Source organism: Bifidobacterium asteroides, from assembly GCF_030758775.1.
GTDB lineage: Bacteria > Actinomycetota > Actinomycetes > Actinomycetales > Bifidobacteriaceae > Bombiscardovia > Bombiscardovia kimbladii.
Genome location: NZ_CP132384.1, coordinates 520,622 through 537,648 on the forward strand (window position 1 = coordinate 520,622; position 17,027 = coordinate 537,648).

Below are 17,027 nucleotides of genomic sequence, written 5' to 3' on the forward strand. Positions count from 1 at the left end.
TTAGTCGGTGAAGTGTCCCTACTGTCAGGTGTTGTCGTCGTCAATGACGGGGTGCCCGGACTTGCTGTTGGGTTTAGTGGTGTGGTGTTTTGTGTTGGTGAGGGTGATGGTAGTGGTGTGCTGGTTGCGTTGCTGGAGGAAATGCTGGGGGTTTGTTTAGCTACGCGAGGGGTCTGACGACCCCCCCCCCCCGGTGAGTATGGGAGCCTCCGCCTGGGCGGATGCGACGCCCAGGCCTGCCAGCAGGCTGACCAGGACGGTCATCATCACACAGATGCGACGCAGACGGGAAACTAGATGCATGAAACCAAAACCCCTTCACCACACACTAAGCGGTATCAACACCGCTTGCCTACTAAAGTTCTGCCTGCCAGCGCCAGCTCCGCATCAAATTGCAAGAGCCAATGGCAAAGCCAGCCGTCTTTTCGACGTCCCCCGCTTTTCACCCTACCACCCAGTTAACAGACAACACACAAGCCAGAGCCAGTCATTCGGCAATAACGATTCTTTAGTTGGGCAGGGTCGTTGTTGCCATCTATTACCTAGATGGAGAGATAAACAGTACAAGATGACTGTGTGCATGCCTGCCCTCTCTCTGCCTGCGGAAGTGTAGTGGGGGCGCGGGAGGGAAGTGTCGGCTCTCTTGGGGTTTGAGCCTTCAGTGACACGTTTCCTCCCTGCTCCCCCTATGTGGGCCGGGGGCGGGGGGATTGATACGCCGCCCGGCCGCTCTTACTCGAGTGAAGCGTGTAGCAGTTGGTGTTGTTCCCTCCTGTGGCGGCGGGAGGCGAGGACCCCTCCCATGCTTACTGTCCCGGTGGCTAGGGCGAGCAGGATGCCTTCCCCACCAGCCTGGGGGAGCACGCCCGCAGGTAGGTACGTGTATTGGAGTTTGTTGTAGGTAAGCATATTTCCTGCGCCGCCCAGCGTGTAGTCCACGCTGACTGTGACCGTGCCCGGCAGGTGCTCGGGCGTGAGCATGGTGACGCTATTGCTGTTGCTGATTTGAGTCAGATGTTTAGCGGGGCTGGCATCGAACCTGGTGCGGCTAATCACTGGAGCTAGATTGAACACCACCGGCTCCGGAACAGAATTCGTCTTAGAACCCCTTGTTGCGTCCTTACCGATCGCTCCATACTGGTTGTTTCCCCATGCTTTGGTGTATCCGTCCGTGCCTATCGCCAGCGAATGGTAGTCTCCGGCGCTTGTCTGTGTGGCATTCAGACAGAGGCCTGCAGAGCTTGCAGTCTGCTCGAAGGCGAACACCTTTACCGGGATAGACTGATTGCTCGTGCTGTTGTCGCCGAGCTGGCCATATTCATTGTTTCCCCAAGCCCAGGTATTGCCGTCCTTGTCGACGGCCAACGAATGCCAGCCTCCGGCGCTCACCTGCACGGTCTTTACCATCCCCGCATTCGTAGGGTATTGCACCTTTTGGGGAACGGTATTCGTTCTAGCGCTGCTATTGATGTTACCGTTGCCGAGCTGGCCAGAGTTGTTGCGCCCCCATGCCCATGTGTTCCCGTTGTCGTCGATCGCTAGTGAATGATGATCTCCGGCGCTTACTTGTATGGCTTTCAACCAAGGTCCGGCTGAAGCTGTGGACTTGTTGGAGGCGAACACACGGTTTGGTTTGGAATGGAAGATTGTGGTGAAATCGCCATCCTTTCTTTTGTTGCCGAACTCGCCACTGGTGTTATAGCCCCAAGCGTATACGTAATGGTCCTGTCCGATGGCTAAGTTGAAAGCCATGTTGGTGCTTATTTGCGTTGCATGGAAGACACCGCTTGCATCCGACGAATCCTTAACTGCAACAGGGAGAGTCTGCGGACTAGTGCGGACGTAGTCGAATCCGCTGGCCATGCTGCCCCATGTGCACACTGTCCCATCAGCGCTCAACGCCGTGGAGCTCCATGTTCCGGCGCTGACTTGTATGGCCTGCAGCCCTTTGCCTGCATCAGCGGGGCTGGCAGGGTTGCGTACGCGCATAGGGACAGACGAATTCGTCTTGGTGTTGTTGCCGAGCTGACCGTAGTTGTTTAATCCCCATGCGTAGATGTATCCGTCGCTGCCTAGGGCCAGTGAATGCTCGCCTCCGGCGCTGACCTGCACGTAGGTGAAGTCCGCTGGCAGGTCCGGGTACGTGTTGCGGTCAGGTGTCCTCACCCTGACCGGCGTGTACTGGCTGCTGGTCGTCCCGTCGCCGAGTTGGCCATACTTGTTGTATCCCCAGGCGTAGGCGTTCCCGTCGCTGCCCACCGCCAAGGAAAAACCGTAGTTAACGTCTACCGACCCGCTGATCTGGCTGAATCGTACTCCTCGGCTGGTGTCTGGCGGGGTGATGGTAGTGGTTTCGTTGCCGAGCTGGCTGCCCTTGTTTGGGCTGATACTCCACGTGTTGTTCTGTGTGTTGGGCGTCCAGTGTGCAGTGAGAGTGAGGTTCTTGGTGACGGGCTTGCTGAAATCGTAGGCGACATCGCCGATGAACCATCCGTCAAACTGGTAGCCTTTACGCATTGGGTCGGGTGAGGGTCGCTTTGCTCTACCGTATGGGTAACTGATTTGCTGTGGTTTGGGTGCTTGGCCTCCTCCGGCTGTATTGAAAGTGACTGTATGGATGGAATCCTGTTCGGCATCCCTTAGCAGTGTCTGGTCGACGGTGTACTTCAGGTTCCTAGTGAAGGTCTGGCCGTCCTGCCTGCCTGTGATAGTGATGGTGGCTGGCCCGGGCTTGTGGTTTGGAAGCTTTATCTGCCAGAATCTGTCTTCTTTACTCAGCCTCATTGGCTGGCTGTCCATGCTGGCTGTTTCCAGGATCGGTGTCTGCGTTGTGTTTAGTCTGATTGGTTTGTCTTGAACGTCTGGATTCCACATGGACATGCCGCCTTGCCTGTCCAAGGCGGTGATTTTACTGCCCATGCTGATGGCCTGTGTGTAGTAGTGGTTCCCGTTGTCTGCGCGCACGGGTGCCTTGCCGGGCTGCCAGGCCCAGACGTGGCCGTCCCTGCTTGTGATCACTGCCTGGTTCTTGTTGGTAGTGATTCTGCCGGCTTTCTGGCTATCGGGCAGGCTGATGGCAGTGGTACTGGTTGCGCTGTCGGCCAGGTATTGGACCTGCCCGTCCGCGTCTAGGAGGAGGAATCCTGAGCTGAGTGCTGTGGCTAGGGTGATGCGCATGCTCGGATCCTGCTTAATGTGTTCAGGCTTGATGCTGCTATTGTTGATTGCTTTCCATGTCCAAACGTATCCGTCCGTGTCCTGAGCGAGGATCCGGCCGGATGAAGTGACGGCAAGGACGGCCTGCGTCTGACTGGGCAGGCCGGTCGTGGCCTGCTCGACTGGCTTCGGGTCGGAATCATTGCCGTCGGTTTGTCCGGCTTGGAAGGTGTGGATTCGGCCCTGCTGGTCCACGGCTAGCAGTCTGTCATCGTTCAGGCTGATGCTGGTGAATTGGGTGTTCCGGCCAGTGTCGAGGATGGTGGGCGTTGCCTGTCTGCTCTCCCATGTGTAGATGTGCTGGTCGGATCCTAATGCGGCCTGCGATTGGCTGCTGGTTGCGACTTGCAGATAGTGGAACCCGTCGGCAGCTTGGGCGGGGGAGGGGACCTGCATGGGTGTGCTGTCTTGCGTCCAAGTGTAGATGCGGCCGTCGCCGGTTAGGCCCACAATTTGGTCTCCTGCGGCTTGGATGCTGCTGTAGTAGGGTTCCTGCTTGTCGGGCGGGCTGATGGTCAGCTGGGTGCCGGTGGCGGGCCCATGGTTCGGGCTTAGCGTCCAGTCTGTGGTTTTGGCCCATTTTGCAGTCAGGGTTATGTCTTGGAGGATGGGTGTCTGGAAGTCATAGGGCTGGTCGTCAAGCGTCCATCCTTCGAACTGGAAGCTTTCACGTGCAGGGTTGTGTTCTGGAGGGATGAAGAGGGTGCCGGTTTTCACGGTTGATTGTGTTGGCTTGTTTCCGTTATTCGGGTCGAAGCGCACCGTGTGCGTGGCTTGATCATCCGTCTTGTCGGATGGCTTGGTTGAAGCGGAATTCGTACTGCTGGTAGTAGCTGTCGGCGATGATGGAGCAGATGGATCTGTTGTTTCGGGATTTAATGGTGATGTGGTTGTCAGTGGTGATGGGGTCGGAAGTGGAGTGTGTGTTGCGTTGCTGGGGAGAGTGCCGGGGGTTCCGTTAGCTACGCGAGGGGTCTGACGACCCCCCCCCCCCGGTGAGTACAGGAGCGTCCGCCGCGTTTGCGGACGCGACGCCCAAGCCTGCCAGCAGGCTCAGCAGGACGATCACCATCGCCAACGCGCGACGAAGACGAGAAACCACATGCATGAAACCAAAACCCCTTACCAACACCAAACGAATTCAAATGCCGTTTGTTTGTTTAAAGTTCTGTCCGTCGGAAAGCCCTTCTGTCCTTCAACGCCAGCCCTGCATCGGATTGCATGAGCCAATGGCGGAAGCCAGTTGTCTTCTCGACGCCCCCACGTTTTTCACCATACCACCGGATTAACAAGCAACACACACGAGCCAGGTCCGAGCCCTGGGTGGCGATGACCTCGATGGTTGGGCAAAGGCGGCTGCTCGCCAAATCATGAGGAGGGAGGGGGAAGGGAAATGAACAGCGGCCGGCCTGGCCGTGTTTCCTCCTCTCCCGGGCGGGGGCGGGGGCGTGCATGCCTGCCTCGGCTTCCCCTGCAGAAGTGTGGTGGGGGCGCGGGAGGGAAGTGTCGGCTCTCTTGGGGTTTGAGCCTTGACTGGCACTTTTCCTCCCTGCTCCCCCTGTATGGGCCGGGGGCGGGGGGATTGATACGTCGCCCGGCCGCTCTTACTCGAGTGAAGCATGTGACAGTTGGCGTGTTTCCTGCCGGTGGCGGCGTGAGGCGAGGACCCCGCCCATGCCGGTCATGCCCGTAGCCAGGGCGAGCAGGACGCCCTCCCCTCCGGCTCGGGGGAGCACGCCCAGGGGTGTGTACGTGTAGGTCAGGGACTTGTCCGTCAGGGTGCTTCCTATTCCGCCCATCGTGTAGTCGACGCTGACCGTGACCGTGCCCGGCTGATGAGCGGGCGTGGTCACGGTGACGTTGTTGCTGTTGCTGACAGGGTTCAGGCTCTTGGCTGGGCTGGTGTCAAACCTGACTGCGCTGATCACCGGCTGCAGGTTGAACGCTACCGGCACAGGAACAGTCGATTCCCTAGTGGTGCCGTCGCCAAGCCGCCCATAGTTGTTGTATCCCCATGCTTTGATGTTCCCATCCGTGTTGATGGCCAGCGAATGATGGTTTCCGGCGCTTATTTGTACGGCATTCAGCCAGGGGCCGGCCGAGTTCGTGGATTGTGAAGAGGCGAAAACTTTCACGGGGTATGAATATTTAGTGTACGTGCCCCTGCCAAGCTGACCATGATCGTCGTCTCCCCATGCCCAGGCGTTCCCGTCCTTGTCGAGGGCCAGCGAATGAAAGCCTCCGGCGCTGACCTGTGTGGCTTTCAACCCTTTGCTTGCGTCTGTGGGGCTGTTGGGGTCGCGTACGCGCACAGGAGCATACGAAGAGCTGGAGCTGTTGTTGCCGAGCTTACCAAACCCGTTGTTTCCCCAAGCATAGGCATATTCGTTGCTGCCCACAGCCAGCGAATAATAGTTTCCGGCGCTGACCTGTGTGGCTTTCAACCCTTTGCTTGCGTCTGTGGGGCTGTTGGGGTCGCGTACGCGCACAGGCACATACGAAGAGCTGGAGCTGTTGTTGCCGAGCTCACCATTGCCGTTGCTTCCCCATGCCCAAGCGTTCCCGTCCTTGTCGAGTGCCAGCGAATGATAATTTCCGGCGCTGACCTGAATGGCTTTCAATCCTTTGCTCGCGTCTGTGGGGCTGTTGGGGTCGCGTACGCGCACAGGCACATACGAAGAGCTGGAGCTGTTGTTGCCGAGCTGGCCATTGTTGTTTAATCCCCAGGCGTAGGCGTATTCGTCGGTGCCCACGGCCAGCGAATGATAGCCTCCGGCGCTGACCTGAATGGCTTTCAATCCTTTGCTCGCGTCTGTGGGGCTGTTGGGGTCGCGTACGCGCACAGGAGCATACGAAGGGCTGGAGCTGTTGTTGCCGAGCACACCATTGGAGTTGCTTCCCCAGGCGTACACGTATCCGTCACTGCCTAGGGCTAGCGAATGATATTGTCCGGCGCTGATCTGCACATAGGTGAAATCCTCTGGCAGGTCCGGATACGTCTTGCGGTCAGGCGTCTTCACTCTGACCGGCGTGTACTGGTAGTAGGTGGTCGTCCCGTCGCCGAGCTGTCCATACGTGTTGTTTCCCCAGGCGTACGCGTCCCCGTCGCTGCCCACAGCTAAGGAAAAGCCGTACTCGTAGTTTTCTTTTGACCCGCTTATTTGACTGACCCGTATGCCTCGGCTGGTGTCTGGTGGGATGATGGTGGTGGTTTCGTTGCCGAGCTGGCTGCCCTTGTCGGGGTTGATCCGCCATTGGTTGTTTTGCGTGTTGGGTGTCCAGTGGGCGGTGAGGGTGAGGTCTGTGGTGACGGGTTTGCTGAAGTCGTAGGCGATGTTGCCGGTGAACCATCCGTCGAACTGGTAGCCGTCGCGTGTTGGGTCGGGGGAGGGCCTCTGGACCCGGCCGTATGGGTAGGAGACTTGCTGGTCTGCTGGTTTGGGGGTTCCGCTGTCTGTGTTGAAGGTGACTGTGTGGGTGGTGTTTGGTTCCGTGTCTCTGGTCAGCTGTTGGTCGACTGTGTAGTTGAGGCTTCTGGTGAAGGTTTGGCCGTCCTGCCTGCTGGTGATGAGGATGGCGGCTGGTCCGGGCTTGTGTGCGGGGATCGGCGTCTGCCATACGTCGCCGGTCTTGGTGAGTTTGAGCGGCTGGCTGTCCATACTGGCTGATTCCAGGGTGGGGGCGGTGTTGGTGTTGAGTCTTGCTGGCTTTCCGGGTTTGCCTTGAGCGTCCAGGCTCCACGCGAGCATGTCGCCCTGACTGTCCAGAGCGATAATCCTGCTGCCGGCTTCGGCGGCCTGCATGTAGTGCTGGTCCCCGTTGTCCGCGCGCATGGGTGTCTTGCCGGGCTGCCATGCCCAGACCTGACCGTTCGTATCAGTGATCATGGCCTGGCTGCCGTTGCCGGTGATCGTTCCGGCCTTGCCGCCGTCCGGCAGGCTGACTGCTATCGCGCTGGTGGTGCTGTCGGCCAGGTAATTGGCCTGCCCGTTCGCGTCCAGCAGGAGGAACCCTTGGTTGAGGGCTTGGGCTTGGATGATGCGGATTCCTTGGTCTTGCTTGATGCGTGCAGGTTTGATGCTGCCAATCTTGTTCGTATCCCATCTCCAGGCTTGTCCGTCCGCGTCCACGATGAGGACCCGGCTGCCGGAGGCGGCGGCGGTGATGGCCTGTGCCTGTCCGGGCAGGCTGTTCGTGATTTGGTCTGTGAATTTCGGGTTCAGGTCCTGGGTGCCGGGCTGGCTGGCTTGGAAGGTGCGGACCTGTCCTTGCAGGTCCACGGCTAGCAGTCTGTCATCGTTCATGCTGATGCTGGTGAACCTGGTGTTTTGGCCGGTGTCGAGGGTTCCGGGTGTGGCTTGTTGGTGGGCCCAGGTATAGATGTGCTGGTCGGAGCCCAATGCGGCTTGCCATCGGCTGCCGACTGCGGCCTGCAGGTAGTGGAACCCGTCGGGAGCCTGGGCGGGGGCGGGAACCTGTGTTGGCCTGTTGTCCTGCGTCCAGGTGTAGATGCGGCCGTCACCGGTCAGGCCCACAATCTGCTCCCCTGTGGCATGAACACTGGTAAATTGAGGTTCCTGCCTGTCGGGCGGGCTGATGGTCAGCAGAGCGCCAGAAGCGGGCCCGTGATCCGGGCTCAGCGTCCAGTCCGTTGCTTTGCTCCATTGCGCAGTCAAGGTGGTGTCTTGGAGGATGGGGGTCTGGAAGTCGAAAAGCTGGTTGTCGAGTGTCCACCCGTCGAACCGGAAGCCCTCACGTGCAGGGTTGTGTTCCGGAGGTACAACGAGAGTGCCGGTTTTCACGGCTGACTGTGTTCGCTTGCTCCCGTCGGCAGGGTCGAAGCGCACTCTGTGCGTGGCCTGGCTATCCGTCTCATTGTTATTGAATGGCTTGGTCGAAGGTGAGCCTGTGTTGTCCTGCGTGCCTGTCGGCGTTGACAAGGTGTTTGGATTTGCTGTTGGGTTTAATGGTGCGGTGGCTTGTATTGGTGATGGTGTGGGCAGTGGTGTGTTGATTGCGCTGCTGGGGAGAGTGGCGGGGGTTTGCTTAGCTACGCGAGGGGTCTGACGACCCCCCCCCCCGGTGAGAATGGGAGCGTCCGCCTGGGCGGATGCGACGCCCAGGCCTGCCAGCAGGCTGATCAGGACGGTCGTCATCGCCAGCGTGCGACGCAGTTGGGAAACCACATGCATGACTCGTAAACCCCTTACCATTACTGGGCATTGTCTGTTGGTTCGCGACGGTCGAACCAGCGAAACAGTGCCGCTTTGCCTTGTAACGTCTTGTCCATCGAAAAACCGTTCAGCCTTTCAGCGCCAGCCCTTGCATCCAATTGCACGAACCACTGCGGAAGACAGACACATTTCCGATGCCCTGTTTTCACACCATACCACCGGGCCGAAAAAACAACACACGAAGCAATCCGTGATAGCCGATCCGCACGGTACGGCGAGCCATCATTAACTGTTATGTCAGCGTCGTATTGTCCGATTAATCGCATCACTGTGTCGACTCTTATATCGACCGCCATGTTCAGCATCTGCTCAGCAACGGAACGGGCTGGCAAATCAGATGTGAGGGAAGCGGCAGTGTCAATCAGGTCTGGATGCTACGGATGGCGGCATCCAATGCCCTGTGTGGGCGAACGTTTCGGTCGAACCTAGCATGGTGCGATCCGGTAGTTATCATTCTCCGACGGCCAAGGATAGTGCGGTTGAAGAATCCGGAATCTGTTGGTTTTTCCGTCGCTCTCAAAAAGACCGGTCAGCTATGCCAGGATAGGCCTGATGCACTTGCCTATCCTTTCGCCTGTGCTTGACACGCTGCCTCAAATGCAGTTGGACCGTGTTGTGGGTATGAATGATCGGGCTATGAATGGATCGGTTTGGCCTGCATCACGGTCATTGGCGGTTAAATAAGTGTGGTGGGGGCGCGGGAGGGGTGTCGGCTCTCTTGGGGTTTGAGCCTTGATTGGCACGTTCCTCCCTGCTCCCCCTTGATGGGCCGGGGGCGGGGGGATTGATACGCCGCCCGGCCGCTCTTACTCGCGTGAAGCGTGTAGCAGTTGGCGTGTTTCCTGCCGGTGGCGGCGTGAGGCGAGGATCCCGCCCATGCCGGTCATGCCGGTGGCCAGGGCGAGCAGGATGCCTTCCCCGCCGGCCTGGGGGAGCACGCCTGCGGGCAGGTACGTGTATCGGAGAGAGGTGTCCGGCTTTTGGGGTGCGCCGCCCAGCGTGTAGTCGACGCTGACGGTGACCGTGCCCGGCTGGTGCGCGGGCGTGAGCACGGTCACGCTATTGCCATCGCCACGGGTCAGGCCTGATACGGCGGTCTGGTCGAATCTGACGCCGGTGATCACCGGCGTCAGGTTGAACGAAACCGGCACAGGAGCCGACTTGCTGTTTGTGGTGTCGTCACCGAGCTGGCCATTGTCGTTCCGTCCCCAGGCTTTTGCGTTCCCGTCTATGCTGATCGCTAATGAACAATGGTAGCCTGCGCTGATTTGCACGGCTTGCAGCCAGGGGCCGGCCGAGCTTGTGGACTGCGCGGACGCTAGCACCTTCACCGGGATAGTCCGGTCGCTGGTGCTGTTGTTGCCTAGCTGGCCATAGCTGTTGTATCCCCATGCCCAGGTGTTCCCCTCCTTGTCAAGTGCAAGCGAATGTTTACCTCTGGCGCTGATTTGCATGGCTGTCACGGAGCCCGCATTCGCGGGGTATTGCACGCGCACGGGAATAGGATTCGCACCATTGCTGCTGGTGGTGCCGTTGCCGAGTGCGCCATAAGTATTTTGTCCCCATGCCCAGGTGTTCCCGTCCTCGCCGATAGCCAATGCGAACCATCCGCCGGCGCTCACCTGGACGGCCTTCAGCCAGGGGCCCGCAGCAGCCGTGGACTTGCTGGAGGCGAACACGCGGCTGGGCGTGGGGTGGAAGACGGTGGTGCTGGTACCGTCGCTGGTGTTGTTGCCGAGCTGGCCGTTGGTGTTGTATCCCCAGGCGTATACATACCCGTCCTGGCCGAGGGCCATGTCGAAGGACCAGCTGGTGCTGATCTGCACGGCGTGGAGGACGCCGCTCGCATCCGAAGGGTCCTTGACCGTTGCGGGCACGGTCTGCGGGCTGGAGCAGTCATAGCCCCATCCTTTGGATATGCTGCCCCAGGTGTATACGGTGCCGTCGGCGGCCAATGCCATGGAGTTCCAGGCTCCTGCGGCGACTTGGATGGCTTTCAGCCCTTCGCCGGTGTTGCCGGGCCCGTGCACGCGCACGGGGGTCGATGAATTGGACTTGGTGTTGTTGCCGAGCTGCCCGTGGTCGTTGAGTCCCCAGGCGTACACGTACCCGTCGCTGCCGATGGCCAGCGAATGGTAGCCTCCGGCATAGGCCTGCACGTAGGTGAAATCCGCGGGCGCGCCTGCAGGCTTTGGCACCGGTACGGGCGTGTTCTGCTGGGTGGTCGTCCCGTTGCCGAGCTGGCCGAACTTGTTGTTGCCCCAGGCGTAGGCGTTCCCGTCGCTGCCCACAGCCAGCGAATACCCAGTCTGATCACCCATGACGTATCCTCCGCTGCTGACCTGGCTGAACCTGATGCCCCGGCTGGCGCTGTCAGGCGGGGTGATGGTAGTGGATTCCCTGCCCAGCTGGCTGCCCTTGTTGGGGCTGATCCTCCACATGTTGCTTGCGTTTTCTGGCGTCCAGTGGGCGGTGAGGATGAGGTCTGTGGTGACGGGCCTGCTGAAGTCGTAGGCGACTTCCCCAGTGAACCACCCGTCGAACTGGTAGCCTTCGCGCGTCGGATCAGGCGTGGGCCGCTGGATTCTGCCGTAGACTGGCTGGATGCTCTGGTCCTGGGGGGTCGGGCCTCCTCCGCTCGCGTTGAAATGGACCGTGTAGGTGGAATCCTGCTGGTCGCCTCTGGTCAGCGGCTGGTCGACCGTGTAGCCGAGGCTCCTGGTGAAAGGCTGGCCATCCTGCCTGCCGGCGATGGTGATGACGGCTTGTCCGGGCTTATGGGCGGGCATCTCCGTCTGCCAGGAACCGTCTTTCCTGCTGAGCGTCAATGCTTGCCCGTCCATGCTGGCTGATTCCAGTGTGGGTGTCTGTGTGGTGTCGAGCCGGTCTGATTTGCTTAGCTGGCCTTGCTCGTCCAGATTCCACTGGTATAGGCTGCCCTGCCTGTCCACGGCGGTGATTCTGCTACCGATGCGGACCGCTTGCATGTAACGCTGCTTTCCGCTGTCTGCGCGGGTGGGCGTATCGCCGGGCTTCCAGGTCCAGAGGCGGTCGTCCGTGCCGGTGATGATGGCCTGGTCCTTGTTGGCGGCGATCCGGCTGGCTTGCACGCCGTCCGGCAGGCCGACGGCTGCAGGAATGGCTGTGCTGCCAGCCAGGTACCGGGCCTGCCCCTGTGAACCCAGAAGAAGGAACCCTTGGCTGAGGGTTTGGGCTTGAGTGAAGCGCATGCCCGGGTCCTGCTTGACGCGTCCGGGCTTGGCTTTTCCGGTCTTGCTCGCCTCCCAGGTCCAGAGGTGCCCGTCCGCGTCCAGGGCGAGGATCCGACTGGCGGAAGCGAAGGCGAGAACGGCTTGCGCCTGTCCGGGCAGGCTGGTTGCGGCCTGCTCCAAGAATTTCGGATTCTGATTCTGGCTGCCCGTCAGGCTGTCTTGGAAAGCGTGGACCTGTCCCTGCCGGTCCAACGCCAGCAGCAGGCTGTCGTTCATGCTGATGCTGGTGAACCTGGCATCCTGGCTGGTGTCGAGGATGGTGGGCGTGGGCTGTTGGCTGGTCCAGGTGTAGATCCGCTGGTCGGATCCGAGAGCCGCCTGCCGGCGGCTGCCGGCTGCGGCCTGCAGGTAGCGGAATCCGTCGGCAGCCTGGGCGGGGAAAGGCACCTGTTTGGGCGGGCAGTCTTGCGTCCAGGTGTAGATGCTGCCGTCGCCGGTCAGGCCGACGGTCTGGTCTCCGGCGGCATCAAGGCTGGCGAATTGGGGCTCCTGCCTGTCGGGTGGGCTGATGGTCAGCCTTGCGCCGGAGGCGGGCCCATGGTCCGAGCTCAGCGTCCAATCAGTGACCTTCAACCATTGCGCTGTCAGGGTCGTGTCCTGGAGAATAGGGATCCGGAAGTCGAAAGGTTGGCCGTCAAGCGTCCACCCGTCGAACCGGAAGCCATCACGCTCAGGGTTCTGTCGCGGGGGAGCGGCGAGAGTGCCGGTTTTCACGCTCGTTTGGGTGGGTTTGCTGCCGTCGGCCGGGTCGAAGCGCACTGTGTGCGAAGCCTGATCAGCTGTCTTCTCGGCTGGTTTGGCCTGGGCGGAGCCTGTGCTGCCGGGTGTTCCCGTCGTCGATGACGGGGTTCCTGGGCTTGCTGTCGGGCTTAACGGTGTGGCGGCTTGTATCGGCGATGGCGATGGTAGTGGAGTTTCTGGAGTGTTGCTGGGGAGGGTGCCGGGGGTTTGCTCAGCTACGCGAGGGGTCTGACGACCCCCCCCCCCGGTGAGAATGGGAGCGTCCGCCTGGGCGGATGCGACGCCCATGCCTGCCAGCAGGCTGATCAGGACGGTCATCATCGCCATGATGCGACGCAGACGGGAAACCAGATGCATGAAACCAAAACCCCTTCACCAAACACCAAACGGAACCAACACCGCATGCCTATTCAACGTTCTGCCTGCCAGCGCCCACCCTGCATCAAATCGCAGGAGCCGATGGCGCAAGCCAGCCGTCTTCTCGACATCCCCCGCTTTTCACCCTACCACCCAGCCCGCCGACAACACACACGAGCCGGAGCCAGGCGTTCGAATGTAGGGAGACCCCAGCCTCCTGTTAAGCATCGCTTCGCTAACCAGTGCTTCAACTTCCAGACTCCTATCTGTCTGGAAGCAAATCGGGCTGACTAATCAAACGAAGGAAAGCGAGGCATGACTGAGGGCACCAATCTGATCTGACAGCCCGTCGGCTCACCTCATCATGACTGAACTAGCCACCCTTCTCGGCGGTTAATCCCCTGTTTTACGAGGATCGCAAGGGGCAAGCCGGTAGTCAGAGGTAAGGCCAATGCCGTTCTGGCGGAAGTATATGGGTGGCCCCTTTGTGTTGGGGGAGTTGGGGCCACCCGTGTGGTCCGGGAGTGTGTTGGGGATAGTGATAACCCGGACCTGCTTACACGAGGGAAGTCTTTATTGTTGTCGGCTGTGGGTTTCCAGCCGGTGGCGCCTGGCTGCTGCGGCGCATGCGAAGGCAAGCAGCTCGGCTATGAGCAGGGGGAGCAGGCCGCCTCCTCCGGCCCTGGGCAACACGCTGATGGAGTTGTACCGATACGTGTTGCTGGTGTCGGGGGTCTGGGCTGCTCCGTTCAGTCTCCATTCGATGGTGACGGTTGACGTACCGGGCATGTGTGCCGGCGTGGTCACCGTCCAGGTACCGTCGGAGTTCTTGGTCAGGTCGGAGGCTTCCACATTGTCGAACTGGACGTGCGTGGGGATGCCAAGCCTGGGGAAGGTATCCTTTGCCGGGCTGGCGTCCTGAGCGCTGCCGGTGTCACGGCCCAGCTGGCCACTATCGTTGTCTCCCCAGCTGTAAAGGTTGCCGTCGGATCCCAGGGCCAGGCAGTACGATGCTCCTGCGCTGGCCTGGGTGAAGGTGATGTCTGCTGGGGTATCCACCTTGTTGGGCCTGTCTGACGAGGTTTTGCCGCTGTCGCCCCAGGTGTAGAGGTTGCCGTCGGATCCCAAGGCGATGGAATGCGCGCCTCCGGCGCTGGCCTGGGTGAAGGTGATGCCAGCCGGGGTTTCAACCTTGCCGGGCTTGTCTGCGGGGGTGTTGCTGGTGTCGCGGCCGAGTTGTCCATTGGCAGTGTTGCCCCAGGTGTAGATGCTGCCGTCGTCGCTTACGGCCACGGAGTGGCTTCCGCCTGCGCTGGCCTGGGTGAAGGTGACCCCTGCCGGGGTGTCGGCTTTGCCGGGCTTGTCTGCGGGTGTGCTCGTGGTGCTGCGACCGAGTTCGCCGTGGGTGTTGTTGCCCCAGGTGTAGACGTCGCCTTGCGTGTCCACGGCTACCGTGTGGCCCTGGCCTGCACTGACACTGGTGAAAGTTACGTCTGTCAGGGTGTCCGCTTTGCCGGGCTTGTCTGCGGGGTTGTTGCTGGTGACGGCACGGCCCAGCTGGCCAGCGCTGTTGTCTCCCCATGTGTAGATGTTGCCGTCCGAATCAACAGCCGCCACATGGGATCCGCCTGCGCTCACCTGGATGAAGGTGAGGCCTGCAGGTGTCTCCACCTTGTTGGGTCTGTCGGCTGGGGTGTTGCTGGTGACTGTGCGCCCGAGCTCGCCGTGGGCGTTGTCTCCCCAGCTGTAAAGGCTGCCATTGGAGGCCAGTGCTACGGAAAATCCGTAGCCTGCGCTGACATGAATGAAGTTGACGCGTGCAGGAGTATCCGCCTTGATTGGATGGCTGTCCTGCTTGTCGGCGGTGTCGCGGCCCAGCTGGCCTTGGCTGTTGTCTCCCCAGGTGTACAGGCTGCCGTCGGAGCCCACGGCTGCGGAATGGAGGTCTCCTCCGTCAGCCTGGCTGATGCGGATGCCGCGTGCTGGCGGTGGAGTCAGGGTGACGGTTTGGCCGCCACTTTCAGGCCCGTTGTCCTTGTCGAGTTTCCACTTGGTGTTAGCTCTGCTCCAGTGGGCGGTCAGGGTCACCTTGTCGGTGACCGGCCTGCTGAAGTCATAGGCTGTGTCGCCGATGAACCAGCCGTCGAACAAATAGCCACCCCTGATCGGATCCTTATCGGGGCGTTTCACTTGGTTGCCCTCAGTCACGGACTGCCAGTAGAACCCGAAGCCGCCAGCGGTGTCGAAGGTGGGATGGTAGGTTTCCAGGTACCTGTAGGGCAAGTGCGCGTCCGGTCGTTCGCCGTTCATCCTCCAGGTAATGACTGCATCCACTCTGCCATGGTCATGTTTTGGCGTGATGACGCTCCAGGTGCCGTCCGGGTTGGGGTCGAGGTTGGTGCCGGGCGTCCCGCCGAAGCTCACGTTATCGGGCTTGGGATCTTCGGGGAATGCGACCATGCCGGGGCGGCTGTCGTACTTGCCGCTGGTGGGGCGTCCCAATTCGCCGTACTGGTTGTATCCCCAGCTGTACAGGTTACCGTCGGAGCCGATGGCCAGGGAGTGGGAATAGTCTGCGCTGACTTGGGTGAATTGTGCGACACCTGCTGGTGTAGGCACTTTGCCCGGCTTGACGTCGTATTTGGCTGATCCGGTGTCGCGACCCAGCTGACCGCAGTCGTTGAGCCCCCAGCTGTAGAGGTTACCATCTGATCCCAAGGCCAGGGAATGCTCGCGTACTGTACTGATCTGGGTGAATTTCTTGACGCCTGTCGGCATAGTCACCTTGCGTGGTCTGCGGTCTCGAGTTGCTGATCCGGTGTCGCGTCCCAGCTGACCGTATTCGTTCCATCCCCAGCTGTAGAGGTTGCCATCCAAGCCGATGGCCAGGGATGTCCACTGTCCAGCCATGATCCACGTGTATTTCTTGACGCCTATCGGGGTGGAGACCTTGCGCGGTGTTCGGTCTTCTTTTTTCAAACCGATGTCGCGTCCCAGCGCCTCGTTAGCATTGCCCCCCCAGCTGTAGATGTCGCCGTCCGAGTCCAGAGCCATGGAGTAGAAGGGACCTGCGCTGATCTGGGTGATTTTCGCGACACCTGCCGGCATGGACACCTTGCCTGGCTTGGCATCATATGTGGCTGAACCCGTGTCGCGTCCCAGTTCGCCGTAGCTGTTGTTTCCCCAGCTGTAGAGGTTGCCATCTGAGCCCAAGGCCAGGGAATGCCAGGCTCCTACGCAGGTCTGGGTGAAGTGGACGCCGGCCGGAGGAGTCACCAGCCCCGGCTGATTGTCTATCTTAGAAGGGGGAGTGGTGTCGCTGACGATTTCGCGTCCCAGTTGGCCTTGTTTGTTGTATCCCCAGCTGTAGAGATTGCCGTCCGATCCCAGGGCCAAGGAATGAGAGGATCCTCCGCTGACCTGGGTGAAGCGGACGCCGGTCGGCGGGTTGACCAGGCTCGGTGTACGTTTTTCTTCGTCAGGGGTTCCCGCTTTGTAGTTGTTGTCCCCCCACCGGTAGAGGTTGCCGTCTGAGGCTATGGCCTGGGACCCATCTTCTTCTGCTGGGATGATGTGGCTGAAGCGTATGTCTGGTGTGGTTGGCGGGGTCAGGGTGACCTTGGTGTCTCCTCTGACTTTCCCTGAGGTGGGGGAGAGGTTCCAGGCGCTGGTGCCCTTGGTCCAGTGGGCGGTCAGGGTGAGGTCTGTGGTGACGGGCTGGGTGAAGTCGTAGGCGACCTTGGAGTCGCCCTTGGCGTCTTTGGTGAACCAGCCGTCGAAGAGGTAGCCGTCCTTGGTCGGGTCTTGCGCGGGTCGACTGGCCTGGGTGCCTTCGGCAATGGTTTGTGAGTCGACACTGCTGCCGTTGTCGCTGTCGAAGATGACCTGGTACGAGGTTGAGCCTGCCTGAGCGCGGCTGGTTGCCGTGCTGATGGAAGCATCTGTTTGCTGGGGTGGGCTGATCGGTTTCGCGACGGCGTCGGCCGCGGCGAGGCCGCCGATGATCATGCTGGCTGGAAGAATGACGATGACCTTCAAAAGGTCTACAACAATGGCTGACCGGGAAGACACGTCCGGATGGCACATGATCGCTACAAACCCCTTTCCCAAGGTAAGGCGGTCCGATGATGAAAACCCCAAGTTTTTTCATCGGCTGCATGCCGGGTACGTTCCCGGTTGCTAAAAAGTACGCTAGCATGCAGGTTCG

General features: G+C 60.4%; 6 protein-coding genes. All 6 read right to left on the reverse strand.

Annotated features, from left to right (window positions below; genetic code table 11):
* Window positions 1-156 precede the first annotated feature (156 nt).
* Window positions 157-303, reverse strand: a complete 147-nt coding sequence (locus RAM15_RS01915) for a hypothetical protein (RefSeq protein ID WP_306221827.1) — start codon at window positions 301-303, stop codon at window positions 157-159.
* A gap of 429 nt (window positions 304-732) precedes the next feature.
* Window positions 733-3,933 (reverse strand): RCC1 domain-containing protein, encoded by a 3,201-nt coding sequence (locus RAM15_RS01920; protein ID WP_306221828.1) that lies wholly within the window; start codon window positions 3,931-3,933, stop codon window positions 733-735.
* A gap of 887 nt (window positions 3,934-4,820) precedes the next feature.
* Window positions 4,821-8,429 carry an RCC1 domain-containing protein gene (locus RAM15_RS01925; protein ID WP_444832401.1) on the reverse strand — a complete coding sequence of 1,203 codons (3,609 nt, stop codon included), beginning with the start codon at window positions 8,427-8,429 and terminating at the stop codon, window positions 4,821-4,823.
* Entirely contained in the window at window positions 8,429-8,746 is a 318-nt protein-coding gene (locus RAM15_RS01930; RefSeq protein WP_306221830.1) for a hypothetical protein, read from the reverse strand. Before RAM15_RS01930 ends, RAM15_RS01925 begins: the two co-directional genes overlap by 1 nt.
* 510 nt (window positions 8,747-9,256) lie before the next feature.
* Window positions 9,257-12,820, reverse strand: coding sequence for an RCC1 domain-containing protein (locus tag RAM15_RS01935; protein WP_306221831.1), 3,564 nt, complete (start codon window positions 12,818-12,820; stop codon window positions 9,257-9,259).
* Between the two features lie 573 nt (window positions 12,821-13,393).
* Window positions 13,394-16,906 carry an RCC1 domain-containing protein gene (locus RAM15_RS01940; protein WP_306221832.1) on the reverse strand — a complete coding sequence of 1,171 codons (3,513 nt, stop codon included), beginning with the start codon at window positions 16,904-16,906 and terminating at the stop codon, window positions 13,394-13,396.
* Window positions 16,907-17,027: the final 121 nt, after the last annotated feature.